Annotated in this window: 26 protein-coding genes and 1 tRNA gene; 11 read left to right on the top strand and 16 right to left on the bottom strand. The window is 49.2% G+C overall.

Annotated features, from left to right (window positions below; all coding sequences use genetic code 11):
• Nucleotides 1-27: 27 nt before the first annotated feature.
• Nucleotides 28-369: a carboxymuconolactone decarboxylase family protein gene (locus tag SYN6312_RS10175; RefSeq protein WP_015124791.1), complete on the bottom strand. Its 342-nt coding sequence runs from the start codon at nt 367-369 to the stop codon at nt 28-30.
• Between the two features lie 23 nt (nt 370-392).
• Nucleotides 393-956 carry a hypothetical protein gene (locus SYN6312_RS10170; protein ID WP_015124790.1) on the bottom strand — a complete coding sequence of 188 codons (564 nt, stop codon included), beginning with the start codon at nt 954-956 and terminating at the stop codon, nt 393-395.
• A 585-nt stretch (nt 957-1,541) separates the two neighbouring features.
• On the opposite strand from SYN6312_RS10170, the gene SYN6312_RS10165 reads away from it, so the two are divergent.
• The 8 genes from SYN6312_RS10165 (at nt 1,542) to SYN6312_RS10135 (ending at nt 7,827) form a co-directional block, all read left to right on the top strand.
• Nucleotides 1,542-1,934, top strand: coding sequence for a putative quinol monooxygenase (locus tag SYN6312_RS10165; RefSeq protein ID WP_051020996.1), 393 nt, complete (start codon nt 1,542-1,544; stop codon nt 1,932-1,934).
• Nucleotides 1,935-2,053: 119 nt separating this feature from the next.
• Nucleotides 2,054-2,788, top strand: a complete 735-nt coding sequence (locus tag SYN6312_RS10160; protein WP_253276335.1) for a mannose-6-phosphate isomerase — start codon at nt 2,054-2,056, stop codon at nt 2,786-2,788.
• Nucleotides 2,789-2,806: 18 nt separating this feature from the next.
• Nucleotides 2,807-2,983: a hypothetical protein gene (locus SYN6312_RS20100; RefSeq protein ID WP_015124787.1), complete on the top strand. Its 177-nt coding sequence runs from the start codon at nt 2,807-2,809 to the stop codon at nt 2,981-2,983.
• A 9-nt stretch (nt 2,984-2,992) separates the two neighbouring features.
• On the top strand, nt 2,993-3,793 hold the full coding sequence (locus tag SYN6312_RS10155; protein WP_015124786.1) for a cupin domain-containing protein: 801 nt from the start codon (nt 2,993-2,995) through the stop codon (nt 3,791-3,793).
• Nucleotides 3,794-3,795: 2 nt separating this feature from the next.
• Complete coding sequence (locus SYN6312_RS10150) at nt 3,796-4,656, top strand: sugar phosphate isomerase/epimerase (protein ID WP_015124785.1); 861 nt, start codon at nt 3,796-3,798, stop codon at nt 4,654-4,656.
• On the top strand, nt 4,653-5,528 hold the full coding sequence (locus tag SYN6312_RS10145; protein ID WP_015124784.1) for an alpha/beta fold hydrolase: 876 nt from the start codon (nt 4,653-4,655) through the stop codon (nt 5,526-5,528). Before SYN6312_RS10150 ends, SYN6312_RS10145 begins: the two co-directional genes overlap by 4 nt.
• Nucleotides 5,529-5,543: 15 nt before the next feature.
• Nucleotides 5,544-6,554 (top strand): polysaccharide deacetylase family protein, encoded by a 1,011-nt coding sequence (locus SYN6312_RS10140; RefSeq protein ID WP_015124783.1) that lies wholly within the window; start codon nt 5,544-5,546, stop codon nt 6,552-6,554.
• A gap of 328 nt (nt 6,555-6,882) precedes the next feature.
• A complete protein-coding gene (locus SYN6312_RS10135; RefSeq protein ID WP_015124782.1) occupies nt 6,883-7,827 on the top strand; it encodes a hypothetical protein in 945 nt (314 codons plus the stop codon).
• 18 nt (nt 7,828-7,845) lie between these two features.
• Here SYN6312_RS10135 and SYN6312_RS10130 read toward each other — a convergent pair.
• The 5 genes from SYN6312_RS10130 to SYN6312_RS10110 all read right to left on the bottom strand — a co-directional run bounded on the left by SYN6312_RS10130 (nt 7,846) and on the right by SYN6312_RS10110 (nt 11,322).
• Nucleotides 7,846-7,916 (bottom strand) — tRNA-Gly (locus SYN6312_RS10130).
• A 110-nt stretch (nt 7,917-8,026) separates the two neighbouring features.
• Nucleotides 8,027-8,905 carry a glycine--tRNA ligase subunit alpha gene (gene glyQ / locus SYN6312_RS10125; protein ID WP_015124781.1) on the bottom strand — a complete coding sequence of 293 codons (879 nt, stop codon included), beginning with the start codon at nt 8,903-8,905 and terminating at the stop codon, nt 8,027-8,029.
• Between the two features lie 81 nt (nt 8,906-8,986).
• Nucleotides 8,987-10,018 carry a type I glyceraldehyde-3-phosphate dehydrogenase gene (gap, locus tag SYN6312_RS10120; protein WP_015124780.1) on the bottom strand — a complete coding sequence of 344 codons (1,032 nt, stop codon included), beginning with the start codon at nt 10,016-10,018 and terminating at the stop codon, nt 8,987-8,989.
• 280 nt (nt 10,019-10,298) lie between these two features.
• Nucleotides 10,299-10,823: a tetratricopeptide repeat protein gene (locus tag SYN6312_RS10115; RefSeq protein WP_015124779.1), complete on the bottom strand. Its 525-nt coding sequence runs from the start codon at nt 10,821-10,823 to the stop codon at nt 10,299-10,301.
• Between the two features lie 289 nt (nt 10,824-11,112).
• The gene (locus SYN6312_RS10110; protein ID WP_015124778.1) at nt 11,113-11,322 is read right to left on the bottom strand and encodes a chlorophyll a/b-binding protein; all 210 of its coding nucleotides are present in this window, start codon (nt 11,320-11,322) and stop codon (nt 11,113-11,115) included.
• Nucleotides 11,323-11,832: 510 nt separating this feature from the next.
• Here SYN6312_RS10110 and pyk point away from each other — a divergent pair.
• Complete coding sequence (gene pyk / locus SYN6312_RS10105; RefSeq protein WP_015124777.1) at nt 11,833-13,614, top strand: pyruvate kinase; 1,782 nt, start codon at nt 11,833-11,835, stop codon at nt 13,612-13,614.
• A gap of 262 nt (nt 13,615-13,876) precedes the next feature.
• The gene (locus tag SYN6312_RS10100; RefSeq protein ID WP_015124776.1) at nt 13,877-14,731 is read left to right on the top strand and encodes an alpha/beta hydrolase; all 855 of its coding nucleotides are present in this window, start codon (nt 13,877-13,879) and stop codon (nt 14,729-14,731) included.
• 49 nt (nt 14,732-14,780) lie between these two features.
• Here the strand turns inward: SYN6312_RS10100 and SYN6312_RS10095 are convergent, their stop codons facing one another.
• The 9 genes from SYN6312_RS10095 to SYN6312_RS10055 form a co-directional block, all read right to left on the bottom strand.
• Complete coding sequence (locus SYN6312_RS10095; protein WP_015124775.1) at nt 14,781-15,956, bottom strand: transaldolase; 1,176 nt, start codon at nt 15,954-15,956, stop codon at nt 14,781-14,783.
• A 135-nt stretch (nt 15,957-16,091) separates the two neighbouring features.
• A complete protein-coding gene (locus SYN6312_RS10090; protein ID WP_156804777.1) occupies nt 16,092-16,532 on the bottom strand; it encodes a Mini-ribonuclease 3 in 441 nt (146 codons plus the stop codon).
• Nucleotides 16,533-16,567: 35 nt separating this feature from the next.
• On the bottom strand, nt 16,568-16,951 hold the full coding sequence (locus tag SYN6312_RS10085; RefSeq protein ID WP_041430818.1) for an STAS domain-containing protein: 384 nt from the start codon (nt 16,949-16,951) through the stop codon (nt 16,568-16,570).
• Nucleotides 16,952-17,098: 147 nt separating this feature from the next.
• The gene (gene queA, locus SYN6312_RS10080; protein ID WP_371257402.1) at nt 17,099-18,157 is read right to left on the bottom strand and encodes a tRNA preQ1(34) S-adenosylmethionine ribosyltransferase-isomerase QueA; all 1,059 of its coding nucleotides are present in this window, start codon (nt 18,155-18,157) and stop codon (nt 17,099-17,101) included.
• Between the two features lie 32 nt (nt 18,158-18,189).
• Complete coding sequence (locus tag SYN6312_RS10075) at nt 18,190-21,135, bottom strand: GAF domain-containing protein (protein WP_015124771.1); 2,946 nt, start codon at nt 21,133-21,135, stop codon at nt 18,190-18,192.
• Between the two features lie 60 nt (nt 21,136-21,195).
• Nucleotides 21,196-22,368: a molybdopterin-synthase adenylyltransferase MoeB gene (moeB, locus tag SYN6312_RS10070; RefSeq protein ID WP_015124770.1), complete on the bottom strand. Its 1,173-nt coding sequence runs from the start codon at nt 22,366-22,368 to the stop codon at nt 21,196-21,198.
• A gap of 157 nt (nt 22,369-22,525) precedes the next feature.
• Entirely contained in the window at nt 22,526-23,167 is a 642-nt protein-coding gene (locus SYN6312_RS10065; protein ID WP_015124769.1) for a ParA family protein, read from the bottom strand.
• A gap of 678 nt (nt 23,168-23,845) precedes the next feature.
• Nucleotides 23,846-24,856, bottom strand: a complete 1,011-nt coding sequence (gene pheS, locus SYN6312_RS10060) for a phenylalanine--tRNA ligase subunit alpha (protein ID WP_015124768.1) — start codon at nt 24,854-24,856, stop codon at nt 23,846-23,848.
• A gap of 91 nt (nt 24,857-24,947) precedes the next feature.
• Nucleotides 24,948-25,157 (bottom strand): hypothetical protein, encoded by a 210-nt coding sequence (locus SYN6312_RS10055; protein ID WP_015124767.1) that lies wholly within the window; start codon nt 25,155-25,157, stop codon nt 24,948-24,950.
• 595 nt (nt 25,158-25,752) lie between these two features.
• Between SYN6312_RS10055 and SYN6312_RS10045 the strand changes: the two genes are divergently transcribed.
• Nucleotides 25,753-26,787 (top strand): chlorophyll a/b binding light-harvesting protein, encoded by a 1,035-nt coding sequence (locus SYN6312_RS10045; RefSeq protein ID WP_015124766.1) that lies wholly within the window; start codon nt 25,753-25,755, stop codon nt 26,785-26,787.
• Nucleotides 26,788-26,819: the final 32 nt, after the last annotated feature.

The raw sequence follows: 26,819 nt of genomic DNA, 5'->3' as shown, positions 1-26,819 counted from the left end.
TTTTTAGAACGTTATGAGGTGAATGGATTACTCGAACATTTCCTTTAGGGTGCCAAAACAGCCCGCCGCTTTATTAAACCCAGCATAAACACACATAAACAGCAGGAGTTCTTCGATTTCTTCCCGAGTGGCTCCCTGCTGCATCGCCATCGTCACATGGGCTTTGAAGGGGTTCCCCGGCCCGGTTTGATCTTGGTTGACCACATCCACAGCAATGGTGATCAAGGCTTTGGTTTTTTGATCAATCAGCGGCAATCCCCAGGCCTCGCCGGCCACCCTGGTACAAAAGTCACCAAACTTGGGATTGATACTATTTAACCCGTCTTGCAGGGCCTGGTCATCGAGCACCGCATTGGCAAATGGACTCATGGACTGATTCTCCTGGCAAATTTTTAGGTCGTGATTAATTTGAGCAAGCTTTCGGGCGCAAAGACATCCCTGTAGAAGGTGAGTTGTTCGGTTTTTAAGTAACAGCCGCCCCGATGCCCGCGCCGAACCCAGGTGACATTCCCCTTAGCAATGGTTTCATGGGTGACATCATCAATACATTTCCATTCAAAAAAGGTGTGCTCACCCCAAAACATGACAATTGGCCAAACCATGGTCACGCCCGGCTGTGCAATTAGGGCCCACCAATGTTGTTCCCGCTCTTTTTGTTGCTCCAGGCCAGAGTAGGGGCCATCCTGACAGAAATAAACGAGATCATCCCGGTATTCGCCGGTTAAAATATCTCCCCGGCCTTGGCGCAGGGCTTCACAGTGGGTTGGCCACCAGTCTTTGTTTTCCTGCTCAATTTGCTCCAGGGTGTAGTCAGGGCCAATGGTGGGCAAGGTAGCTTCTTTCAGGCCAACAATCCGTAATCCCTCGGCAATCAGTTCGGCTTTCTGGGTATCGGGAACCAGGCCGGGTTGGGAGTAATTGGCTTTTAGATTGGCGTAATAATTGGTACGGGCCATAGAGAACAGCGTCCTTTTAAGAGTGCAGTCACAAGTCAAATCTAGATTCTGGAAAAATGGGAACAGCTTTAGGTTTTCTCAATAAACTTGCGATTAATTTATGATCCGGCTTGTAATGAGAACCAAGAATATAAATAAATAACAAGTAATTGTTAAGATTCTAAAAGCCTCCGCAGGGCAAGGTTAAACATCATGAATATTGTTAACACTTTATAAGTGAATATAGTCAATTTTAACCTGCCTCAAAATACTCCAAAGTGGTTAAACCAACAATTTAATGCTAAGCATACCATGAAGTCCCGAAACTCCTCGGATAATGACCAAAAATTAACTTTTACTTAATCTTGTTGAGTAGGCGATCATTCTAAGGAAATGGAGACTTTAATTTTTGTGAATTGTGTCCGTTAAAGCCAGTGGTAAATCTTTATAATGATCTCCACAGTCAGTATTAATATCGAGAGGGCGTAACTTAGGCTATGAGCATTACATATGTTGAAGGTTATACTGACTCTGGCAAGGCTCTTGGGAGTAAATATCATAATGAATAATGCTCAAAGACATGGCTGGCCTAGGCTGCTCTCAATTATGGTTGGGCTTTTGTTGGCTCTGGTGATTGGTCTCAGTACCGTCTTAGTTTTGCCCAGTCCGGCTCAGGCCACAGTTCGTGAAGCTCCCTCTTTAGTTGTGGTTGCCGGAAAAATCAAAATCAAACCAGGGACAAAGGAAGAATTTACACAGTTGGCCGAAAAGTGTCTGATCCTCTCCCGCCAAGAACCTGGCTCAGTTTCCTATAGTTTTTATGAAGATCAAACCGCTCCTAACACCATTTTATATTTTGAAGAGTGGCGGAATCAGGCGGCCTTAGATCATCATTTTCAAACTCCCTACTTTCAGGAATTTATGGAGAAAGCCGGGCCGTTATTTAATGGTACGCCAGAGATTAAGGTTTACAGTGTGGCTGAGACTAAAACCCTATAGTTGATATGCTCATACTCGACTTGATTACAGCATTTTTGAGGTGATTTCCTGCTATGCTCAAGCACTGGTTTAGAACTAGTTTATCTTTGCTTATAACTATCATTTTAATGTTGGGGATCATGGGTTTTGATAATTCCCCGGCCTGGGCGATTGATTCTATTACCGATCTGCCATTTCCTAAAGTCGAAAAACCGGAGCAAATTTTAGGCCCCGCTGGAGAGATATTCACGTTTGCCACTTGTAATCGGGGAACCCAGGGCTTTACCTTGGCTGATGCTCAAATTCCTGCCGGAGCGGGGCCACTGCCTCATATTCATCACCATACTAATGAATGGTTTTGGACACCGAAAGGAGGCTTGGAGTTGTTTCAAAGTGTGCAGGAATATCCAGACCTAAGCCATCCCGCTACCGATGAAGATGCTGGTCGAGCCAAAGTCTATACCGTTGATACCGTTCCCAACCAGATTGTTTATGGGCCGAAAAATCGGGTGCATGGGTTTACGAACATTACCAATGAAACACGCCCACTAACATTTATTTGGCTACAGGATCTAACGTCCCCTGACTATCCCTTTAACGATGGTGGGATTCGGGAGTATTTTCAAGATGTGGGAGTTCCAATTCCTGATATTAATCACTTGCCTGCGATTACAGATGAGTCCAAGGAAGAATTTGTCACCCACGCGCCCCAGTATGGCATTAACCAAAGTGACTATTTCTTAAAATATGTCTCCCAGGTGGATAGTCATCCGCCCCTAATTTTGGCTAAAGGCAGTAATGATTCCGACCTAATGGCAATCATTGATACGATCCAGGCCTTTAATCAGGGCGATACTTCGGTAAGTTGTTTTTAAGGGAGAGCAAGATTTAGCATGTTTAATCCACAGTTGGGCTATGCAATCTTAGGCGGCTGGATATTAGGGGTAATTTTTGGTTTTTTCCGCCTACCGTTGCCAGTTCCTCCCTTTGAAGGATTAGTCGCCGCTGCCGCCTGTTTATTGGGACAAGTTACCTACACATTTATTAAACAAAAACTCGGACAAGGATAATTGTGGATCATGTTGAAAATTAGAACTTGGGTTGCATCACTGGTTTTTGTGGTTGTTATTGCTGGAGTGATTCTGTTCCAGACCCAGGCCAGTTGGGCTAAGGCTCCCTATTCGATTGACAATATTCCGATGCCAAAGTTAGACGATCCCTTGCGAATTCTGACCCCAGCTAACGAAATCTTTGAAATTGCTTCCTGCTCCACAAAAGACTTTGGTTTTGCGATTACGACGGCCCAAATTCCCCCCGGCGGCGGCCCAATGCCCCATGTCCACTACTACATCAATGAATTTTTCTGGCCCCAAAAAGGAGGCATGGAAATTTTCCATAGTGAGCGCAAGTTTCCCGATATGAGTAAGCCACCCACTATTGAAGCGGCCGGCCGGGCTCCCCTCTACAGTCTTGAAATGAAACCGAAGCAAGTCGTTTACTCACCCCACACCTATATGCATGGCTTTGTGAACCCGACTAATGAAACCTTGCCGATGGTGATGATTTGGGTGCGGGATGAGATCGCTCCAGACTTTGAATATCACGATGGTGGAATGCGAGAATATTTCTCAGCCGTGGGGGCCCATATTACGGACATCAACAATTTGCCGACAGTCACCCAAGAACAACGCAATGCTTTTGTCAGCCAGGCCCCGAAATTTGGGATTAATCAAAGTTCGTTTATGATGCAGTACGTTACCAGTATTAGTGATAAGTTCCCAAAGAATTTGGCTAAGCTTCAGAATGAGCAAACCCTGTCCAAGGTAATTGAAACGATCAATGCCTTTAACAACGGTGACAAATCCGTAACCTGTGGGTAAGCATGGTCGCTGCAATTCGTTTTGGTGTGCATTCGTTCATCTGGAAACAGGAGTTTTTCGGGAACGAGAGTTATATTTTTGAGCAAGCCCAGGCCTGGGGATTTGATGGCGTAGAAATTTCGACCCATTATTTCGCTGATATTTCCCCAGACACGATTAAAGCTTATCGAGATCGCTATGGGATTGAAATCACCCTTTGTACGAGTATGCCGACGGGATTGTCTTTAACCAGCGATGATCCAGAATGTTGGCAAAAGTCAGTGCAGTACGTCAAAGATGCGATTACCTTTGCCCAGGCCTGTGACATTACGCAACTCTCTGGCCCACTGATTCATCCTGTGAGTTACTTAACTGGCAAACCCCTGCAACCGGAAGAAACGCCCCGACTCCACCAGGCCTTGACTCAAATTGCGGATGCCTTAAGTCAGACCAACATCAAACTGGCCATCGAACCTCTAAACCGTTTCCAAGGTTATGCCCTAAATACCGTTGCCCAAGGGTTAGAGTTACTGAATCATATTGGTTCCCCCCAACTGGGCCTATTGCTGGATCTCTTCCACATGAATATTGAAGAAAAAGATATTGTGAAGGCATTCTTGGCGGCCGGTGACAAATGCTTCCATGTCCATGCCTGTGCCTGTGATCGGGGAATTCCAGGAAGTGATACCATGCCCTGGCCTGGTTTATTTCAAGCCTTGGATACCCTTAACTTCAATGGCTGGATTGTGATTGAAAGTTTTAATCGTGAGGATCAAGCCCTGGCCACCGCAGCCCGCGTTTGGCGACCCTTGGCAGACAGCAGTGAACAAATTGCCCGTGACGGCCTCCAATTTTTACAGCACACCTATCAGGCAACCCGATGAGAGACCCGTTTATTCCGATTGATTTGCCCCCTGGCTTTGAGCATACGTTTACGACCGTTGGCGATGTCACCCTCCATGCCATTGAAGGCGGCCAAGGCCCGACCCTCTTGCTCCTCGGTGGCTGGCCCCAAACCTGTTATGTCTGGCGATTACTTTGGCAACAGTTGGGCGAAAAATTCCGGGTTATTTCCCTCGATATGCGTGGGCAAGGCGACTCTGATATTCCGGCTGGCCCCTATGACTGTGGCACGGCGGCCCAAGAGATTAAAGATTTCCTTGCATTGAAGCAAATTAATCAGTTTTACTTGGTAGGCCATGATGTCGGGGCCTGGGTCGCGTTTACGGTGCTGAAAACCTTTCCTGAGTCGATTCTCGGGGCCGGGTTGATTGATGCCGCAATTCCTGGCCTGGTCAGTCCTGACTTTTTTGGGGTGGTGAATGCGGCCAAAGTCTGGCAGTTCTATTTCCACAAAGTCCCGGATTTAGCCGATAGTTTAGTTGCGGGGAAAGAACTGGAGTATCTCAGTTGGTATTTCACCAATAAATCTAAGCGTAAACAAAACCTAACCCCAGAGGTGATGGATTATTACGCTAAATACTACAGTCAGCCGGGAGCGATGAAAGCTGGATTTCTCTGGTACGCCGCCCTCGAAGAAACCATGGCCGCCAATACCCTCGCTCCAGAAACCAAGTTTACCCAGCCGATTTTTGCCATGGGGGGTGAATTTGCCACGAAAACCCTAATCTACAACGGCATGACTCCCTACTGTGAAAATCTGACCAGTTATCTCATTGAGCAATGTGGTCATTACATCCCGGAAGAAGCCCCGGAAGAAATTTTTCAGGCTATCTCAGACACGTTCAGCGTTTAAAGGAGAGAGTTCACCATGCACCGTCGTGATTTATTCAAACAGGGATTAGCTGCTGGAGCCGGAGCCTTGGCCACCTATAGCTTCATGCAACCTCGTCCCGCCCAGGCCCAGTCGCGTTCTAATACGGTTAAACCCGGACAGTTTTGGCCCGATGGGATTCGGATGCCGATGTCTTTGTCCTTAATGTTTGAAACGGGCGCACAACCTGCCACCGGGGCCCCGACTCCCTTTGGTAACTTCACCCCTCCCCCTGGCTATTACGATATGCCGACCATTACCTGGTACCGCTATGGCTACACGGAAGGCGTGCCAAGGATTTTAGATGTTTTGGACAAGTACAAGATTAAAATCACCTCCCATATGTCCGGCCGCACTGTCGAAATGTATCCGGATCGGGCGAGGGAAATTGTCCAACGGGGTCATGAAGCGGCGGCCCACGGCTGGAACTGGGACAACGAATTTAATATGTCCTATGAGCAGGAAAAAGCCTTCATTCAGCGCAATGTGGATATGATCCTCAAGGTGACGGGACAACGGGCTGTGGGATATAACGCTCCCGGCCTGCGGGGATCCGTGAATGTGCTGAATGTCTTGAATGAACTTGGATTTGTCTATCACATTGATGATGTCAGCCGGGATGAACCCTTTATTGTCAAATTGCTCAACGGGAAAACGATTGTTGTTGTTCCCTATGCGGTCTATATGAATGACATTCGGGCCTATGAAGCGCGGTTTTTCTCATCAGAACAATATTTAATTGAACTGAAAAACTCCTTTGACCGCCTCTATGAAGAATCTGCTTACCGCCGCCGGATGATGGCCGTGACAATGCATGATCGCCTCCAACGCCCGGAACACGTCCAAACCTTTAACGAATTTCTGGAGTACATCATTAAAAAACCAGGCGTGACCTTCATGAAGAAAATTGACATTGCTAACTTTGCCAATAGCGATCCCAATACGATTCGGGAAAATATTGCGGATGTCTATCCCAATGTCCCTAACTTTGAAAAGAAAACCACCTAAACTTCATGGCTTGAACTCTTAACCTAGCACTATAAATATATAGCAACCTCATTTGAGATTCTAATAATAAACTGATTATAATAAATTAGTCAATAAAAAATGAATAGTCAATAGCCTATATGAATTTATTCGTTCTAATCCTGATGGAAGAGAACTGAAACGAGTCTGGTATCTATGTCAAACATCTAAGGCTGCTGGGTGGTTATTTGAATGGTTTATCAATCATTCTATACTGCATTCTCGGCAACGTAATATGTATGGTATCTTCTCGTGAACAATTTGTGTTTGCTATATCAACTTAATCATTACAGTCCAAACGAACACAACTATGGAAATTACAGCCATTGCTAGAGAACGAGAGGGGATTCTTAGCGGGATGGCCCAAATTGCGCTGTTGGGGGGAACCCGGACATTAACCCCAGCCGACATCTCCAGTCTCCAGGCCTGTAGCCACTATCTTTTTCAAACTGAACTTCCAGATTGGCATCAGCTACCCCCAATTTTGCCCCAACAGTTAGCCCAGCGTTTACCCGATCCACACCAACGGGAATTAGCCCTGCAACTGCTGACAGTCATGGCCTTTGTGGATGGTGTTGTTGATGAAGCCAAAATTAATCTTGTTCTCACCTATGCTGATGCGCTCAACGTTCATGCGGACTACATCCAGGATTTAGTTGCTACAACCCGCCGCCACTGGGCCTGGATTTTAGCGGACATGAGTCAGCGAAACATTGAGAGTATTATGGGACAACCTTGGGCAGGCGGCGACATCACGGATTGGTTATTGCCCTATCAACAGACAACTGCCCCAACCTTGGTTGCTCGTTTCCAGGCCCTTGCCACACTACCTACTGACACCCTTGGTTACCAATTTTGGGAATTCTATCAAGCCCAAGGCTATGCCTTTCCAGGAGAGTCCAGTGGCTTGAATGCCAAATTTGCAATTCCCCACGACTGTACCCACCTCTTCGCAGGATATGACACCTCACCCGCCGGAGAAATCTTGGTTTCCACCTTTACGGCCGCCATGCACCGCCAAAAACCCATGGGCGGCCATATTTTGCCAGTGATTTACAGTTGGCATTTAGGGATTGCTTTTAATGATGTAGCCGGATCTGCCCAAGGAGCATTACATCCAAAAGAATTTTGGCAGGCCTGGGCTCTTGGTAATGATACCGCCATAGATCTGTTTGACCCGGCCTGGGATTTTTGGGTGGTCACATCAATGCCCCTGGCAAAACTCCAAGCCATGTACAAAATTTCTGGCCTGTAAGATACAAGGATTCAACGAAGCGGGCACGGGGAATCGAACCCCGATCAGTAGCTTGGAAGGCTGCGGTTTTACCACTAAACTATGCCCGCGTCTGGCAAAGAGCCTAGATTAATCAGCATTGTCTATATTAGCCTATTATTTTCACATTCTCAGGCCTGGAAATGTAGAAAAATCATTGGGCAGCAATTTTCTATCCGGCTCAGGTTGAGGCAGGAGTTAGGAGGGGAAAACCTAATTCTTGGCGTTGCTCTAGGTACAGTTGGGCCACCTGCCGGGCTAGATGACGAATTTTGCCAATGTAGCGAGTCCGTTCCGCCACAGAAATAACCCCACGGGCATCAAGCAAATTAAAGGTATGGGAGCATTTAAGGACATAATCCAGGCCGGGTAGGACTAGCTTGCGGTCAATGAGTTGTTCCGCTTCTGCTTGGTATAGGTTAAACAGAGTAAACAGCATTTCTGGATTTGAGGCTTCAAAGTTATAGGTTGATTGCTCAATTTCTCCCTGTAAATGCACATCCCCATAGGTTAACTGCTGATTCCACTGAATTTTGGCCATGGCATCCACCTCTTGCAAATACATGGTTAAGCGTTCCAGGCCATAGGTGATTTCAATGGATACCGGGCGACAATCCAGGCCCCCACATTGTTGAAAATAGGTAAATTGGGTCACTTCCATCCCATCGAGCCAGACTTCCCAACCCGTCCCCCAGGCCCCCACCGCCGCATCTTCCCAATTATCTTCGACAAAACGAATATCATGATCTTCGGGTTTAATGCCCAAGGCCCGCAGTGAATCTAAATAAACCTCCTGAATGTTATCCGGTGAGGGCTTAATCAGGACTTGATATTGGTAGTAGTACTGATACCGATTCGGATTTTCGCCATACCGTCCATCTCCCGGCCGCCGACAGGGTTCAACATAGGCCACGGCCCAAGGTTCCGGCCCCAAGGCTCGCAAAAAGGTATGAGGACTTTTCGTACCCGCGCCTTTTTCAATGTCATAGGCCTGGGCAATCAAGCAACCCCGCTCTCCCCAAAATTGATGCAAGGTTCCAATCACGGCCTGGAAATTCACGGGTTGTCCTACTCCAATCTTGAAGGTATCGCTTTTCCAGAATATCGAATCATTGGGGGCCAATTATGCCAAAGCACCAATCTAGGCTGAGATTAACCCTTCTTGCCGAGCCATGTGCAGGATCAAATCCACGACCCGCGAGGAATAGCCCCACTCATTGTCATACCAGGCCACGACTTTGAAAAACTGCGCATTTAACTCAATCCCAGCGGTGGCATCGAAAATACTGGAATGGGTGTCGGTGGTAAAGTCAGTGGAGACAACTGCATCGTCCGTGTAGCCTAAAATCCCCTGGAGTTCACCTGTAGCGGCCGTTTTCATCGCGGTACAAATTTCCCCATAACTGGTGGGACGATCGGTGCGAAAGGTTAAATCCACCACCGAAACATTGGGAGTGGGGACCCGAAACGCCATCCCGGTTAATCTCCCGTTCAGTTCTGGCAAAACTAAGGTCACAGCTTTGGCGGCCCCGGTCGAAGCCGGAATAATATTTTGGGCCGCCCCGCGCCCGCCGCGCCAATCTTTTTTGCTGGGGCCATCCACAGTGGGTTGGGTTGCGGTCATGGCATGAACGGTCGTCATTAAGCCCTCAGCCAGGCCAAAATTATCCTGAATGACTTTAGCAATGGGGGCGAGGCAATTGGTCGTACAACTAGCATTGGAAACGATGACATCAGTGGCAGGATTAAATTTACGCTGGTTTACCCCCATGACAAAGGTGGGAACTCGTTCAGAATCCTTGGTAGGGGCAGAAATAATCACCCGCTTGGCCCCGGCCTGGAGATGTTGAGCCGCCCCGTCATAGCCCGTAAACAGGCCCGTTGATTCCACCACATAGTCAACCCCAAAATCGCGCCAGGGGAGTTCGGCCGGATTGCGAATCGCCACGCACTTAATGAGTTGCCCATTGACCTCAATCCCGGCTTCCGTTGCTTGCACATCTCCGGTATAGCGACCGTGGGTGGAGTCATATTTGAACAGGTAGGCCAGGTTATCAGGCGGAACCAAATCATTAATTCCGACGAATTCAATTTCGGGATGTCCTAAACCGGCCCGGAGCACGAGTCGCCCAATTCGTCCAAATCCGTTGATGGCAACTTTTAACTTGGTCACAATCTTTTCTCCGCCATTTCTGTCACTTTGATCCTAAGCGGGGAAAGGCAAAAGCTAGATTTTTTTAGATTTAATTTGTCTTTGCGCCAACAACTTTTGATGGGTTTGGGAATCAGGATGACGCAGAGACTCTCGGATCATCACGTTCTCCAGCTTGCCCCGTTTACCAGCCAAAATGAGTCTCTATTCCGCATTCCCAGTCCCTACTCCTGTGGTATTAACCCCTGAGATGACTGAATTTAGACGGATGCTTCAGCCAGTCTAGAAGAGTAAAAAATGTCTAGGCGGGGATGCGTTTCTTGAGGGAATTGGCGCGACGTTTGGCAACGGCATTGTTGGGATCAGCCCCTAAGGCTTGCTCGTAGGCTTCGAGGGCCTGGGTGACTAAGCTTTTCCGCTCGTAGGCATGGCCGAGATTGTTGGCCGCTGTTACATAGGCTGGGTCTTGGTTAAGGGCTTCTTTGTAGTTGCGAATGGCTAAATCGTATTGATCCTGAACAAAGTAAGCATAACCGAGCGCGTTGTAGATGGGGGCAGTAATAGCCGTGGGATCGGTTTCCGCTGTTTTCAGGGCTTTTTGGAGGAGAGGAATGGCTTGGGTTGTCAGTTTTTTATTCAGATAAATACTACCCAATTCAAAATACTCTTGGGCTGTCCCTTTTTCTTGTTTTAATTTGGCCTGGAGACGAGATAAGGCGGTTTCGATCCGGCGAGTCCGTAAAATTTGCCGAAATACAAACCAGCCCACGGCCGCCAACAAAATGAGGAGGACACCCAAATACAGTGCGGGTAAATTAGTCTCCATTACTGCTTTTTCCTCTAAAAACAAGCTAAGGTCACCAGGCCTGGGAGCCAAGCATCGGCAAACACCCATTTTCCAGACTAGCAAGGATAGAGCCGGAGAAGCCCAAGATTCTAGATTCAAAAAAATAGCCTCCCAGGTTCCCCAGCCGAATCAACGACCTCTAGAAACCTGAAAAGCTATGTCTAAAGAGAGAGATTAAGAGACATTTTTTTGACGAAGTTTATGTCATCAGGCTCGGGCCTCGTCACAACCCTGACCCTGTTGGCTTAGCCTGCCAGAGGCATAAAACTTAGAGGCTAGTCAGAAAGCCGATGAGACCCTGGCCGGTGAAAACTTCCAAGGCCAACAATGAGATAAAGCCAACCATGGCTAAACGACCATTGAACAATTCAGCGTAGGGGGTAAATCCTGACTGAGACTCGTTCATGACGTACATTTCCGGCTCAATCGCAAAGTTGTTCATCTTACCTTGGTCGTCAACAATAGAACCGCTTCTCATATTTCGCTCCGTTATTTAGCTTTACTTTTTAGCTTCTTTACAGAAGTTAACATTCTTTACAAAACTTGACAACTATCTGGACAAATTCCTCAGCAAAGTCTCTCTGCGCTTAGCCCTTGTCGGTCTAAATCTTAAGCTGAGTCACCCTGGAGCCTTTATTTTGCAGGTGATATGAGTTCGAGGAAGTCTGTAAAGTGAATTGAGGCGTGAGCCACCCGGCCTGGATGATTTGTCACAAAACGGTTGTTTAAATTTAAGGAATCTCGCTCTTTGGTCGGAGAAGTTTAATTTATTTCTTCAGTTCTTTTTGTGAATCCAGGCCAGCCCTTGACACCCTCACCTCTCAGTTGCCCTATCACAGGATACTTTCTATAGTCCGACCCCCCTTGACTTAGGGCCAATAGAAAAATTAACCCGCCCTAAATTTGGCATCTCTGCACCCGATCGATCAGCCTGTGTCACGCTATATGCTCTAATCTGAAGTTATCTCTAGTCCCCGATTCCTTTTCAATGCCCAGTCGCTTCCTCAAACGTCGAACCAAAATTGTTGCCACCGTTGGCCCTGCCGTCAGTAGTCCAGAACTGTTAAGGGCAATTATTGAAGCCGGAGCAACAACCCTACGCCTCAACTTTTCCCACGGCAGCCATGAGGATCATCAACGGAGTATTCGTTTAATTCGCCAAATTTCCTATGAGCTAAACCAGCCCGTAGGTATCCTCCAAGACTTGCAGGGGCCGAAAATTCGTCTGGGTAAATTTGAAAATGGCAAGATCAGTCTCCGGCCTGGGGATAAGTTTACCCTCACCAGTCGCATTCTCTTGGGTAATGAAACCATCAGCACCATTACCTATCCTCCCCTCGCTAAAGAAGTGCCCCCCGGAGCAACAATCCTCCTTGATGATGGGCGGGTGGAGATGGTTGTTGAGAATATAGACAAAATCAAAGAGGAACTCTATTGCCGAGTTGTGGTCGGGGGGCAGTTATCCAATGCCAAAGGGGTTAATTTCCCTGGTGTTTACCTATCCATTAAAGCCTTAACCGAAAAAGACCGGGCCGACCTCATGTTTGGCTTAAACCAAGGGGTAGATTGGATTGCCCTCAGCTTTGTCCGCAATCCCCAGGATATGTTGGAAATTAAGGAACTGATCTCAGCCGCTGGGAAATCTGTCCCTGTGATTGCCAAGATTGAAAAACACGAAGCCATTGAACAAATGGAGGCAGTGCTCTCGGTCTGTGATGGGGTCATGGTGGCTCGGGGGGATTTGGGCGTAGAGCTCCCGGCGGAAGATGTCCCAATTTTGCAGAAACGGCTGATTGCGGCGGCCAATCGGTTGGGCATTCCAGTCATTACTGCCACCCAAATGCTCGATAGTATGGTCAATTCCCCGCGGCCAACAAGAGCAGAAATCTCTGATGTGGCCAACGCAATTTTGGACGGAACCGATGCGGTGATGCTGTCTAACGAAACGGCAATGGGCCAATACCCCGTGGAGGCGGTGGCAACCATGGCCCGGATTGCCATGCGGATGGATGACCAGGCCCAACTGCATCGGTCTCCCCCTGCCTCAGTCCCCGGCCAATCCATTCCCAACGCTATCAGTCAGGCCGTGGGTCAGGTGGCGGCCCAACTCAATGCCAAAGCGATTATTACCCAAACAAAAACTGGGGCCACAGCTCGGAATGTGTCTAAGTTTCGGCCCCAGATTCCAATTTTGGCCGCAACGCCCCAACTCGATATTGCCCGGCGACTGCAATTGGTGTGGGGTGTGGAGCCTTTACTCACCCTCAATCAAGGCTCAATTCGGCAATCCTTCCAAGTTGCAATTAATACTGCCCAAGAGCGGGGCCTGCTTGCTGAACGGGATTTGGTCGTAATGACAGCCGGAACATTACAGGGAGTTTCTGGCTCAACGGACATGATTAAGGTGGAAATTGTCACCTCGATTATGGGGCGGGGGGCGGGAATTGGGCATGGTTCTGTGAGTGGGCCAGCCCGAGTGATTCCGGAGGGGGCGCGGATTAGCTCTTTTAATCCGGGAGAGATTTTGGTCACATCCCGGACTAACGCCGACTATGTGGACGTGATTCGCAAAGCTGCTGGAATTATTACTGAAGAAGAAAGTCTGACCAGTCACGCCGCGGTGTTGGGCCTACGCTTGGGTATTCCCGTTATTGTTGGGGTTAAAAATGCTACAGATATTATTCGAGAAGGGACAATTTTGACGTTGGATGTACAGCGGGGCCTGGTCTATTCAGGTTCTGTCAATAGCCTTAAGGAGCACTATTCCTAGGGGGGGTAGGCTGAGTGAGGTTATCAATTGGCTAGAATCGGTCTATTGAAGCTCAATGGGGCTGTGGTTCCCTAGGGTAATCCTTTTGACCTCTCCACGGTTCTGGCTGGAAAGGTTTAATCCTTCTATCGCATTACTCACTTAGGGCTGTTATTGGGACAAGTCAGAAAATGCTTTATGGGCAGTTTTTTATTTTAAGATTTCTACTCTCTCAGAACAGTCTGCATAACGCTATACATTAGGAATGAGGCTGGGGATCCCGATGGCCCAAAAATGGTTGATTGGAGAATTCAGTGGGTGGCGACTCCTCAAGTCAATTCTCTTTGTCTATGTGACTGTAGCCATTTATCTTTTCTTTCGGGCAGATCAGATGATCTTTCAGCCCCAGGGCCCCAGTTATGAAATCACCCCTGAATTTATCCAAATACCGATTACAGACCAAGAGTTTATTACCGCCCTCTATTTACCCAATCCCCAGGCCAAGTGGACTATTTTTTACAGTCACGGTAATGCTGAAGACCTCGGCGATATCCGCCCCTTTTTAAACCAACTGCGGGACTGGGGATTTAACATTTTTGCCTATGATTATCGGGGCTATGGTCAAAGCTCTGGCGTTCCTGGAGAAGCGAATGCCTATACCGATGCCCTAGTGGCTTATACCTACCTAACCCAAACCCTGAAGATTCCGCCAAATCAGATCATTCTCTATGGCCGATCCCTTGGAGGTGGTGTGGCCACTCATCTCGCGACAGAAGTAGAGGCAGCGGCTTTGGTTTTAGAAAGTACCTTTACTTCTGCCTTTCAGGTTGCCTCACCCATCCCAATCTTTCCCTTTGATAAATTTACCAATATCACCAAACTCGGGCACATCCAGATACCGGTTTTGATCATTCACGGTGAGGCGGATGAAGTCATCCCTTTTGCCCACGGACAAGCTCTCTACGAAGGGGCCAACGCGCCCAAATTTCACCTTTGGGTTTCCGGTGGTAGTCATAACAACATTTCCCTAATTGCCAGGGAGCAACTGCACCAGGCCCTACAAGCCCTGAGAACAAGCCTAGAGGAATCCTCCAGCACCTCAATCCCCAAGGGCCTTAAAGGAAAAGTAAGGCCGTAGCTCATGGTTCCTGGATGGGCTGAAAACGCCGAGGCTGATCCTCTGAACCCTAACCCACTTTGGCCAGATGCAAAACAACCCCCAGGCCTGCCCCAATCTCTTCTGGGGTGACTTTGCCATCTTGATTGGTGTCTAAGGCATCAAAGACAGCATCCGAACCAAGCCACTCCTCCCGCGTAATAATCCCATCCCCATCTAGGTCATAGACATGAAAAATATCTTCCGTGGCATGGGTGAGGGTGGCTTCCCCTTCCAGACGGGCTAAACGCCGGGCTAAGAGGTCTTCTAGGGTTTCTAGGGCTTTGGTAAATCCTTTGATGCCTTCATCCAGTTTTTCGGAGGCCATCGGATCAGCGGCGTGCATTTGGTCAAAGGTGGCCCGATCTAGGGAAATGCGCTCAATCTCCAGGCCAGGGGCTTTCGAGGGATCCAGTTTGCGGGGCAGTTCGGCCTCTGTGGATTTGAGTTGGGCCAGCAGGGCTGGGGAAATGGTCAACAGGTCGCACCCGGCCAACTCGGTAATTTCGCCAATGTTGCGGAAGCTAGCCCCCATGACTTCGGTGTGATAGCCAAATTTTTTATAATAGTTGTAAATAGTGGTGACGGAAACTACGCCCGGATCTTCATGGGGTTCATAGCTTGCGCGACCGGTACTTTTTTTATGCCAATCCAAAATCCGCCCGACAAAGGGAGAAATCAGGGTCACGCCCGCTTCCGCACAAGCAATGGCCTGGTGTAAGCCAAAGAGTAGGGTTAAATTGCAATGGATTCCCTCTTTCTCCAGCACCTCAGCAGCTTTAATGCCTTCCCAGGTTGAGGCAATTTTAATCAAGACCCGATCTGGGCCAACTCCGGCTACCGCATATTGGGCAATCAATTCACGGGCTTTTTTAATTGTGGCTTCGGTGTCATAGGAGAGGCGCGCATCGACTTCTGTGGAAACACGACCGGGAATAATTTGTAAAATCTTTAAGCCAAAGGCCACGGCTAACCGATCAAAGGCGAGGGAGGTAATGTCTTTTTCCGTTGCACCAGTTCCTAAATCGGCTTTGGCTTTGAGTAAGGTTTCGTCCACAATGGCCTGGTATTCCGACATTTGGGCAGCGGCCGTAATCAGGGAGGGGTTGGTGGTTGCATCCCGCGGCGTAAATTGTTCAATGGCCTGGATATCGCCGGTATCAGCCACCACAACGGTCATTTGGCGCAGTTGATCCAATAAATTCATAGGATGCGGTTCTCCCAGTCGTCTCTTACAATCTAGTCGTTGCGTTCTAATTCCGGCCGAATTTGATCGCCCTTGCAACAATGATTAACTCGGTAAACCCCAATGACTTCCTGAAATTTCAGATTTAATTTGGGATCACGGGGCAGGAGTCGCTGGATCGGTCAGCAATATCTCGGCCTGGAGAAGGGTCAGAATTTCTGTTAACCGATTGGGCTGGGAAATGTATAAATAGCCTAAAAGGGCTTCGAGGCTCGTGGCCTGTTGATAGATTTGGGCAGACACTCGCTTTGGCCCGGCAGTGGCAGCATTCCGTCCCTGGCGGATAATCTCCAGTTCTTGGGGGGTGAGATGCATCAAAATATTGTGTAGGTACTTGGCCTGGCTTTCGGCTTTGACGTGCTCAACAACACGGCGATGATAATCTCCCATTCTCCGGGGTGGGTTTAAGCAAAGGGAGCGAATAAACAATTCATAAATGCTATCGCCCAAATAGGCCCAGGCTGCGGGTGGATATTGATGGGGAGCAGACTGACGACCAGGCCCCGGAATCAACAATGGATAACCTGATGCTGCCATGGCCTGGGACATTACGGGAGAGGAAGAACGAGATCTTATTTGCCGGCCGAGTCTGCGGTTTCTATGTTGGCCAGAGCCGTGCTCAAGTCCGGTTGCAGGGAGAGGAATTTTTCCAACCGCACCAACTTAACGGTTTGGGTAACACGAGGATTACTGACAATTTGCAAGGTGCCACCGCCATCTTGAACTTTTTTGGCCAATTGCACCAAAACCCCCAGGCCAGAGCTATCAATAAACTCAATTTTCGACAAGTCTAAGATCAAATGCTGCGGCCCTTCCTCGATGCACTTGGTCAAAACTTTCCGAAAGGCAGGCTCTGAAAAAGCATCAATTAAACCAGTGAGGCGAAACAGTTGCAAATTGTCCCTAATCTCGCGGGTGCCTCGTAAACTTACCGTGAGGGAGAGTGGTTCAGAAATGCTGGCCTCCTGTGGCGGAATCTCAACAGAAAATTTAGAACTTCAGTATAGGCACTCTCAGCCCCCTTGTCTATCCCCTCCACCCCCAGGCCTGGGTAAAGACAGCCCCCCAACCAAGGGAAAACCAAGCAAGTGCTGGGACAGTCTCTAGGGTAACAGGAGCATGGCATCACCAAAGGAGTAAAACCGATAGCGGGCCTGGATCGCCAAGTTATAGAGGTTGAGTAAGGCGTTTCGCCCAATTAAGGCACTGACGAGAAGCAATAAACTGGAGCGGGGTAAATGAAAGTTGGTGATTAAACCCTCGACCACTTGCCATTGATAACCCGGATAGATAAACAGGTTAGATTCTCCACAAAATGGAGCCAGTATTCCGCCTTGGGCGGCTGTTTCTAAAGAGCGAACAACGGTTGTCCCCACAGCAATGATTCGTCCCCCGCTGGCCTGGGTTTTCTGGATTTGCTCAACGGTTTCAAGGCCAACTTCGATCCATTCTTGGTGGAGTTCATGTTGGGTGACATCTTCAAGTTCAAGCGGGCGAAACGTGCCTAGGCCGACATGGAGGGTCACAAAACAATGGTTAATGCCGTGATGTTTGAGGGTGATTAACAGGCCGGGGGTAAAGTGTAAACCTGCCGTTGGGGCCGCCACTGCACCGGGAATTTGTCCATAAACCGTTTGATATTGCTCAGGGCGGGCCGGCTGGCCATCAATATAGGGCGGCAGAGGCATTTCCCCGAAGTTGTCTAGATGATCTAAAAGTCGTTCGCCAGGGGGTAAATCAAACTCAATCAGGCGGCCACGGGTTTTGGGGTCATAGGCGAGGATTTCGGCCCGATAAATCCTTTCCTTGTCCGTCCGATCCAGAAACTCCAGGATATGCCCAGGGCGGATTCGTCTGCCGGGTTTTACCAGGCCCAGCCATTGGCGCGGTGTTTTTTCAGCCAGAAGCAAGACTTCCACCGGGACAGGAATTTGACCGATTTTTTGCCCCCGCAACCGGGCCGGAATCACCCGCGTGTTATTGAGGACTAAGAGGTCGCCTGGCCGCAAGCACTGGGGAAGATCTCGAAACTGATGATGGGCAATCCCCGTAGGGCTAAACACGAGCAGCCGGGAACTATCGCGGGGTTCGGCAGGGGCCTGGGCAATCAGTTCAGGGGGTAACTCGTAATCGTAACTGCTGAGTTGGAGATCTGTGGGGATAGTCACGGGTGCAAATGAGGGATATTGGCAACTTAGGCCGAAACCTGTAAGGGTAAAATCAATCGACTCAGGACACGACCATCCTCTAGTTTATACAGGTCTAGGGTTGCGCCTAGTTGCTCCACAATCCCAAAACAGGCCCGCAGATGTCGCCCAGGCGGTTGATCGAGGGTTGAGGGGGCTAACCAATCCAGGTGTTGCCGATGGTGGAGATCAATGAGCAGGCGGGGGTCAATCTGGCCATCGTCTGTAATCGAAAGTTCAAGCCACTGGCTATCAATGGCCTGACACCAAATATCAATCCGTCCCTGGGCCTGGGAGCGTTGGGCCGCGCACAACAAGAGTTCCTGCAAAACTAAATCAATCTTGGCAATATCCCCCGTGACCGACAGCATTTCTGGATTATGTACCTGTGTCCACAGTTGCTTCTGTTTGACGAGGGACTCAATTCGCTCGAGGGAACGTCTCAACAATGTCGAGAGGCCCAGGGATTCTTGCTGTTGTCCCATCGCTGGTTTTAGCTCCCAGGCCTCTTGTTGCAGCAGGGGAACTAAGCTGGTGAGTTGGCTTTGAAACTGCTGGCCGGTGCGAGCTAGTTGGGAGAGAGCAACGGGAGGATTACTGGTTAACCCCTGATAGAGTTGCTGATAAGTACCGCCGAGATCCCGGTAGAGATTTTCAATTCGCCGGTGTTTATACCAATTGAGCATCTCTAACCGCTGCCAGCCCTCAATCAGAACGTTGGATAAGGAAATACTCCGGTGGGCATACGCCAAGTGATTGACGAGGGTAATCAGGGCTTCCAAATAGGCCGGGGGCCAGCTGCGATCTTGGCGATCAGCGACAATCACGACCCCAGAGGGTTGATATTCCGGATCGGTACGCAGGGCCATCGCTAAAACTTGACCAATGTCTTGACCTGTGAGCCATTCCCGGGTTTCTGGAGCGAGATCAGTGGGGCTGAGTTGAATCACCTCTGGATAGGGGTGGGGATGGTTGAGGAACGTAGATTCATCGGCCTGGGACATTTCCAAGGCGGCCTGGATCAGGGGATCGCGGTTGATGTCAATTTCATAGTTGGCGCGAATACTAAACTTAGGGAGAACTTGGGCTGGGGCAATAATCCAACCTTGGGTTTGGCCGGGCTGCCAGGTAATCAGAGCCGCAAGGGGGGCCTGGAGCAGTTCCATCAAATTTTGAATGCTGGCCAACTCCAGTCGCTCTAAATTTTGGGTTTTTTGGATGGCCACTAAGCCCCGTTGGAGGGCATTGTAAAGGTGTTGCTGTTGCTGTGTTTGTTGTTGAAGTTGCCATTGCTGGGTTAACACTCCCAACTGGCGGGCAATCATTTGGGCTAGTTGTAAGTCCTGCTCTAACCAAGCGGCCCCATTGTTGCGACCCATCAACAGAAAATGACTGGGTGTGCCCGTGGCCTGGGTGGGAATGACAAGCCAAGCCGGACAATGGAGGCTTAATAACGCTTGATGCCAACTGATCAACCGTAAATCCTGGGCCAGATCATTAATGACTTCTGGATCAGACTTATTGGATAGGTTTCGCCAATCTAAACTACTCAAGGCCGCTAATTTGACCAGGCCCGCCCGGCCCCTGGGGAGTGGGTGTTGATGTGCAACGGTAAAAGCACCCGTATCGGGGTCGTGGCGAACCAGAAGAATGGCTTGGGCTTGGAGGTGATTCACTAATTGCTCACAGGCCTGGCGTAATACCCCTTGCCAATCTTGATCCGAACAAATGGCCTGGGTGAGACCACTGGCGAATATTCGGGCTTGTTCGGCTTTTTCCAACTGGGATTCAGCAGCCTCTACCGGGGTGAACAGTGCTAGAAATTGCGCTGCAACTCGTAACATTTGCCGGTCGGCCTCTGACCAAATCCGGGATTGGGGCATATCGGCGATTAAGAACCCCCAGAGTTGCTCCCCCATCATCACAGGAGCAGCCAGGATTGCCGTGGCTTTTAGCAATTGGAGGAGGGGAATGGGCGATTGGGAACTGACTAGGCCATGGGCATCACTAATGGCCACAACCTGACCACTGCGGAGAGTCTGGCAAAACGCCGGAATCACTTGGGCTGGAATTAGGACATTCTTGCGTTCATTTTCCCGTGGGAGGGGCTTGTTAGCGGTAGTACGGCGGCGGAGATAATCCTGGGTTTCAGCTTGCCAAGTAAACAGGCTGGTATGGGCGGGCTGAATGGCCTGCTGTACTCGTTGGAGGAGTCCATCAATTCGGGCTGTTAGGGTAGGTGCTTGACTCACCTCTTGTAGTAATTGGCTGGCTAGGGTGGCATCAAGGGGGGTGGGGGTAACCTCAATGGGGGGCGGTAGATCACTAAGTTTTGGCAGATGGGGGGCTGGGGACGGCTGGGGGATAGGAGCTGGAGTTGAGCGGGAGAGGGGAGTGATTAAACGGTGCATTTCTTGGGCTAGGCCAGAGAGCAAAATCGAGACGAAATGGTGTTCTTGACCCCGCAGAATTTCCCCCCAGTGGTTAGAGCCAATCAAGACCAGCCCCAGACAATCATCTCTGAGACTAATGGGATAAACAACGGTGCCCTGAATTCGCAGTTTTTTGGCAACCCGACACCATTCCCCCGCTCGCGGTTCCGCTTGTAAATCTGGCACAGAGACCAGATGTTTCTGCATAATCACCTGATCCAACAGCCCCCCTGCCATGGCGGGAAAGCGTTGCTTCAAGAAATTCGGAGCACCCACAGCGGTCTGTCCCCCCTGCCCTTGGAGAGATTTATCAGCACTTTGATAGGTGGCTAGCCAAACTAGATGGACTCCAGATAATTGGCAGAGAAAATCAATCACCAAGGGCCACAAAGCCGCCAGTTCTGTTTGCTGCCGTAATTGATCCAGCGTGGTGGCCAGCAAAGCCACAGCCATGTCCCCTGAAGAGCGGCTAACGGTTGTCCCCCCCCGGTCAGGTACTGGGCCAGTGGCTGGATTAGGCATAGTTAAGAACTACGGGGGTAAGTGGGGCGACCAGTTACAAGGGCAATGGGAACAAAGGTTTTAGTAAGTGGGGACAGAAGGGTCAACGTCCTGACTCCAGGCATTGATCCCGCCTTTGACATTTGTTCCAGGGATGCCGGCCTGGTTGAGAATTCCCAAGGCTTTGGCAGAACGTCCTCCCATCTTACAGTGGGCAATCAGGCGATGACCGTTCAGCAGCTCTTTAACCTTGGCGACTCCCGCTCCATTTTCAATCTCTGGCAGCGGGATCAGCACAGCACCGGGGATGCGGGCAATTTCGTACTCATTGGGATTACGGACATCAATTAAGAGATAGTCATCGACATCGCTATCCAAGAGTTGTTTTAATTCGGTGACCGTTATTTCCTGCATCTCTGCCATTTGTTTAGCCTCTTCTGCCTTGGCCTGGGAAATTCCACAAAACTCTTCGTAGTCAATCAACTCCTTAATGACGGGGCGGACGGGGTTAGGCCGCAGTCGTAATTCCCGGAATTTCATATCCAAAGCATTAAATAACAGCAAACGGCCACTCAGGGTTGTCCCCTGCCCAAGAATGATCTTGATGGTTTCGGTGGCTTGAATCACCCCAATAATGCCTGGGAGAATCCCCAAAACCCCACCTTCGGCGCAGGAGGGAACCAGGCCTGGGGGCGGTGGCTCTGGATAGAGATCCCGATAATTGGGGCCATCTTCATAGTTAAAGACGGTGGCCTGGCCCTCAAACCGAAAAATCGAGCCATAGACATTCGGTTTGTTCAGGAGGACACAGGCATCGTTAACGAGGTACCGAGTTGGAAAATTATCTGTCCCATCCACCACAATGTCGTATTGTTCAACAATTTGCAGCGCATTGGCGGCACTTAGGCGGGTTGGGTAAAGCTCGACTTGACAACGGGGATTAATTTCTAAAATCCGATTTTTAGCAGACTCAATCTTTGGTTTACCGACCCAGGATGTGCCGTGAATGACCTGGCGTTGCAGGTTGGAGCTATCCACAATGTCAAAATCAACAATCCCCAGATGCCCAATGCCAGCCGCTGCTAGGTAGAGGAGGAGGGGTGAACCCAGGCCCCCTGTCCCAATACAGAGCACTCGCGCCGCCTTCAAGCGTTTTTGGCCATCTAAGCCTACTTCCGGCAAAATCAAATGTCGAGAATAGCGTTCGTACTCGTCTTTTTCTAGTTGAATAGCATCCAGGTTGGGATTGAGCATGGTTTAGAAATCAGGTGGCAATAGTTTAGGGGCAGAGGGCAGCGGAAACTGTCTGCCTATTTGATCAGTTTATCGCTAAAGCTTAGGAAGCCTCAGAGTTACGCAACAATGATTTAACTTTGGTTGCTGTTTTATGAATGTTGACGGCTTTCAGTTGTTAAGCTGTGCGCCAATCTCTTTGGATTTCATCGGCAACGCGGCGATAATCGGCAGTGGCTTCTTTGGCATGATTACCTTTCCACTGGGTAATGGGGACTCCATCCAGGGCCGCCCGTTGGTGGGCTTTGTAGGAACGAATAAAAGCATGACAGGTGGCAATACCCAGTTGGAGGAGCGTATTTTGGGCTTCTAGGGCTTCGGGAATGCTGCGGGGATCTACTTGGGTTAATAGAACGCGATGGGGGACGTGACTAGGCTGAACAATGGCTTTAATCGTCTCAATCAGGGCCGCAAGGTCAATGGGGGCGGGTTGGGTGGGCAGGAGGAGATAATCGGCGATGGGAACAACGGCGGCCAGGGAGTTGGCAGATAGGGAGGGGGGGGTATCTACCACAACCAAGTCATAGTTGGGGAGTTGCCGCACTTTACCCAGGAGCTTGGGGTCTTGTTCCTGAGCCAAATCAAAATCCATGGGTAAGCCATGCCGTTGAAACCACCAAGTGGCCGAGGCCTGCGGATCTGCATCTACCAAAAGAACTTTCTGGGTTTCAGCAAAGGTGGCGGCTAAATTGATGGCTGTTGTGGTTTTCCCGACTCCGCCCTTCCCATTCAAAACAACCAATAGACGTGGCGTACTCACAAGACTCTCATCCTTAACGTAACTTGGATTAACTCCTGCCCATCGCCTGGGGATTATGGCAAGAGTACCACACTGTTCATCGCTTAGATTCCTAGCGTTAGACAAACTTTTCTGAACTGATCTGGCGAGGGTGAATTGTTGATGAGAGAGACAGTCTGAAGAATCGATACAGCAGGTTTCTGATATTTTACAAGGCTCATAAAATATCTCTATTTTTAATGTAAGCCTCTACACGAGACTTATCAGTTTTTCTGCAATTGCCAATATTGACTCAATCACTACAAGCTTTACTAAATTAACTTTGATAATTTTTAGATCTCGATAAAAACTTGCAGAAAATTCTCTTATTTGGCCACAGCAATAGCTTAAATTTTTTCGTACTATAGGACTGAATTAAGTTTTGACGATAGTTCCAGTAAGGCTAATAATAAAGGCTATTGTGGGGCTTGAGTCACTGTACTTCTTGCCAAGATAAATGCATTGATAATGATGCTAGCCTCTGAAAATAAACATAGGTTATGAGTCGCTCAAAATCTTAGTGATTAGTTTCTACGTTAGGTTATCGGCCTCGGCACTTTAACTCCGTTCTTGCATGACTTATTTTAAGAGTTGCCGCCTTAACCCAATCTGCCAATGCTGCGTCAACTCAGATTTTAATTTCTTGGGTTTCCATTATCATTAAAATTGTTGAAGAAAACGGAGATCACTGCTATAGAGGCGGCGAATGTCATCAATTTGGTGCAGAACCATCGTAAACCGCTCAATTCCCAGGCCAGCCGCAAAACCGCTATATATTTCCGGATCGTAGCCGACATTTTTGAGGACATTGGGATCCACCATGCCGCACCCCATCACCTCCAGCCAACGACCATTCCATTCCACATCCACCTCAGCAGAAGGCTCGGTAAAGGGGAAGTAACTGGCCCGGAAACGAATTGGAACATCACCAAAAATTTCCATCAAGAAAGACTTCACCGTTCCCTTCAAGTCCGTAAACGTTAACCCCTCATCAATGGCCAAAATTTCCAACTGATGAAACACGGCGGCATGGGTCGCATCTTCGGTATCACGACGAAAACACCGGCCAGGGGCAATCAGACGGATGGGAGGATCATTTAACTCCATGTGGCGAATTTGGATCGATGAGGTGTGAGTCCTGAGGAGGTTCCCATCGGGTAAATAAAAGGTATCCTGCATATCCCGGGCCGGATGATCTGGGGGGGTGTTCAGGGCTTGGAAGTTGTAATAGTCTGTTTCCATTTCCGGCCCTTCATCCACCATGTAGCCCAGGCCAATGAAAATATCAATAATTCGATCCATGGTGGCATTGAGGGGATGAATTCGTCCTTGGGGACGGTAACAACCTGGCATCGTGACATCAAGGGTTTCGGCGGCGAGTTGAGCTTCGATTTGGGCCGTTTGGAGGGCTGCTTTTTTTTGCTCAAGACTGGCCTGAACCTCATCTTTGAGAATGTTAGCCAACGCGCCTAGACGGGGCCGATCAGCAGGGGGAAGTTTACCCATTGCCCCCAAAATGATGGAGAGTTGCCCCTTTTTGCCGAGATAGCCAATCCGCAGTTGCTCAAGTTCCCCTAGGGCCTGGGCCGCCTTAATACCAGCAATGGCCGTAGTTTGTAGATCATTGAGTTGTTTTTCTAAGGCAGCCAAGTCAATTACAGGGGAGGTCATCGGTTTGCGGCAATCACTGTTTCTACTCTACCGCACTGGTCTCTCTCGACTGCATTGGAGCGAGCTTCTTGGTCAAGCAGGTCGGGGTAGCCTAAGGCTTAAACTCTTGGTAAGGATGGGTCACATTAGGGGCATCCCGAAAAGCAGGATGTTGGGCCCGTTCTAGGCCAGTCCGATAGGCAAAATAGCCCAGAAAAACAATTAGGGTGTTGACGGTGATTAAGAGCAACAGTTTTCGATTGCCAACAACGGGTTGTGTTAGCCGGGCTGTGCGACTTAAGACCGGGAGTTGACCAGCCATAACAGTTTGCCTCCAGTACCTCAACGTTTGAGAACCTTTTCTGACTTAAAACCCAACCTTGGTTCGTGCGGAAGTTTTAAGTAGAACTTTATGGCCTAAACTTATCACCTGGACAGTTGTCAATCCTGCTTTCGGGGTAATTCTTAACCTGAGAGATGAAGAATTATTAAGCGCACCACCAATCCCCCAACTTCTGTCTTGGCCGGTCTTATTACCACATTCTTAATAAAAAGTTACATCTTTATTGATAATTAATCGCATTTAATGTCTTAGGATATTGCCTAGAAGTTATTGAGAATCTATTTCAATAGAAGGATAATTGTTCTCTCCTAAATTCGCGTCTCCTAAGACTGAATTACATCGAAAAGCCTGGGTTCACACCGAGGGGTTTCATTTTGTGCCTTGATCTCGATTATTTTCAGGGCTGTCCAAGGGGGACGGAATTGTCAGTTATCCTTCTTTGTCAAAACGGATTTGAGCGGCTTCCCAAAATTGATCAAAACTATTCTCATTAGTGAGGTGTATCTCTATGACTATGGCAACGGATCCCTTACCTGGATCATCCCCACCCAGACCCATAACTGCTAGTGCTGGGATGCAGACCTATGGCCAGGCAACCGTTAACTATGACTGGTGGGCCGGTAATGCGCGCTTTGCGGAAAAGTCTGGGTTGTTTATTTCGGCCCATGTGGCCCAAGCGGCACTCACGGTTTTTTGGGCCGGGGCGTTTACCCTCTATGAAATTTCCCTGTTTGATGCCAGTCAACCGATGGGGGAGCAGGGCCTGATTCTGCTACCGCATTTGGCCACCCTGGGCCTGGGGCTGGGCGATGGTGGACAAGTCACAGATACCTATCCCTATTTTGTGGTTGGGGTTGTGCATCTGATTGCTTCGGCGGTCTTGGGGGCGGGGGCACTGTTCCATCTTCTGCGAGCACCTGAAAGTCTTGAAACTGCTAAAGGCCAGGCCCGCCGCTTTCATTTTGCCTGGGATGATCCCAAGCAGTTAGGGATTATTCTCGGCCATCATCTGCTCTTTTTGGGGGCTGGAGCTTTATTGCTCGTGGCTAAGGCCATGTATTGGGGCGGACTCTACGATGCCACCACGGAAACCGTCCGCATCATTAGCCAACCGACCCTTGACCCCCTAGTGATCTACAGTTATCAAACCCACTTTGCGAGCATTAGTAGCCTTGAAGATTTAGTTGGTGGACATATTTATGTGGGCTTGTTGCTCATTGGGGGCGGAGTTTGGCATATCTTAGTTCCCCCCTTACCCTGGGCCCGCAAAGTGCTTATTTTTTCGGGAGAAGCAATTCTGTCCTATTCCTTGGGGGGGATTGCCTTGGCTGGTTTTGTAGCAGCTTATTTTTGTGCGGTCAACACCCTGGCCTATCCTGCGGAGTTTTACGGCCCGCCCTTAGAAATTCGGCTGGGGATTTGTCCCTACTTTGCTGACACTGCGACGGATTTACCCTATGGCGTACACACGGCCCGGGCCTGGTTGGCTAATGCCCATTTCTTCTTGGCATTCTTTTTCCTTCAAGGTCATCTCTGGCACGCTTTACGGGCGATGGGGTTTGATTTTCGGCGCATCTCCCAGGCCATTGATGCCATTAGCGATGTTTAGGTAGCCAGGAATGAGGCAGAAGCTAGAAGTAA

Source organism: Synechococcus sp. PCC 6312, assembly GCF_000316685.1.
Taxonomy (GTDB): Bacteria; Cyanobacteriota; Cyanobacteriia; order Thermosynechococcales; family Thermosynechococcaceae; genus Pseudocalidococcus.
The sequence above is the reverse complement of the archived record's forward strand: the minus strand, read 5'-3'. Positions and strand labels throughout refer to the sequence as shown.

Bases quoted from the DNA above. Each gene is read 5' to 3' on its own strand.
- SYN6312_RS10155 (WP_015124786.1), top strand. From the start codon at position 2,993: ATGTTGAAAATTAGAACTTGGGTTGCATCACTGGTTTTTGTGGTTGTT.
- SYN6312_RS10170 (WP_015124790.1), bottom strand. From the start codon at position 956: ATGGCCCGTACCAATTATTACGCCAATCTAAAAGCCAATTACTCCCAA.
- SYN6312_RS10045 (WP_015124766.1), top strand. From the start codon at position 25,753: ATGCAGACCTATGGCCAGGCAACCGTTAACTATGACTGGTGGGCCGGT.
- SYN6312_RS10145 (WP_015124784.1), top strand. From the start codon at position 4,653: ATGAGAGACCCGTTTATTCCGATTGATTTGCCCCCTGGCTTTGAGCAT.
- moeB (WP_015124770.1), bottom strand. From the start codon at position 22,368: ATGCTCAATCCCAACCTGGATGCTATTCAACTAGAAAAAGACGAGTAC.
- pyk (WP_015124777.1), top strand. From the start codon at position 11,833: ATGCCCAGTCGCTTCCTCAAACGTCGAACCAAAATTGTTGCCACCGTT.
- SYN6312_RS10055 (WP_015124767.1), bottom strand. From the start codon at position 25,157: ATGGCTGGTCAACTCCCGGTCTTAAGTCGCACAGCCCGGCTAACACAA.
- SYN6312_RS10090 (WP_156804777.1), bottom strand. From the start codon at position 16,532: ATGGCAGCATCAGGTTATCCATTGTTGATTCCGGGGCCTGGTCGTCAG.
- SYN6312_RS10140 (WP_015124783.1), top strand. From the start codon at position 5,544: ATGCACCGTCGTGATTTATTCAAACAGGGATTAGCTGCTGGAGCCGGA.
- pheS (WP_015124768.1), bottom strand. From the start codon at position 24,856: ATGACCTCCCCTGTAATTGACTTGGCTGCCTTAGAAAAACAACTCAAT.
- SYN6312_RS10110 (WP_015124778.1), bottom strand. From the start codon at position 11,322: ATGAGAAGCGGTTCTATTGTTGACGACCAAGGTAAGATGAACAACTTT.
- SYN6312_RS20100 (WP_015124787.1), top strand. From the start codon at position 2,807: ATGTTTAATCCACAGTTGGGCTATGCAATCTTAGGCGGCTGGATATTA.
- SYN6312_RS10165 (WP_051020996.1), top strand. From the start codon at position 1,542: ATGGTTGGGCTTTTGTTGGCTCTGGTGATTGGTCTCAGTACCGTCTTA.
- SYN6312_RS10135 (WP_015124782.1), top strand. From the start codon at position 6,883: ATGGAAATTACAGCCATTGCTAGAGAACGAGAGGGGATTCTTAGCGGG.
- SYN6312_RS10115 (WP_015124779.1), bottom strand. From the start codon at position 10,823: ATGGAGACTAATTTACCCGCACTGTATTTGGGTGTCCTCCTCATTTTG.
- SYN6312_RS10095 (WP_015124775.1), bottom strand. From the start codon at position 15,956: ATGAATTTATTGGATCAACTGCGCCAAATGACCGTTGTGGTGGCTGAT.
- SYN6312_RS10150 (WP_015124785.1), top strand. From the start codon at position 3,796: ATGGTCGCTGCAATTCGTTTTGGTGTGCATTCGTTCATCTGGAAACAG.
- SYN6312_RS10075 (WP_015124771.1), bottom strand. From the start codon at position 21,135: ATGCCTAATCCAGCCACTGGCCCAGTACCTGACCGGGGGGGGACAACC.
- SYN6312_RS10100 (WP_015124776.1), top strand. From the start codon at position 13,877: ATGGCCCAAAAATGGTTGATTGGAGAATTCAGTGGGTGGCGACTCCTC.
- SYN6312_RS10175 (WP_015124791.1), bottom strand. From the start codon at position 369: ATGAGTCCATTTGCCAATGCGGTGCTCGATGACCAGGCCCTGCAAGAC.
- SYN6312_RS10160 (WP_253276335.1), top strand. From the start codon at position 2,054: ATGGGTTTTGATAATTCCCCGGCCTGGGCGATTGATTCTATTACCGAT.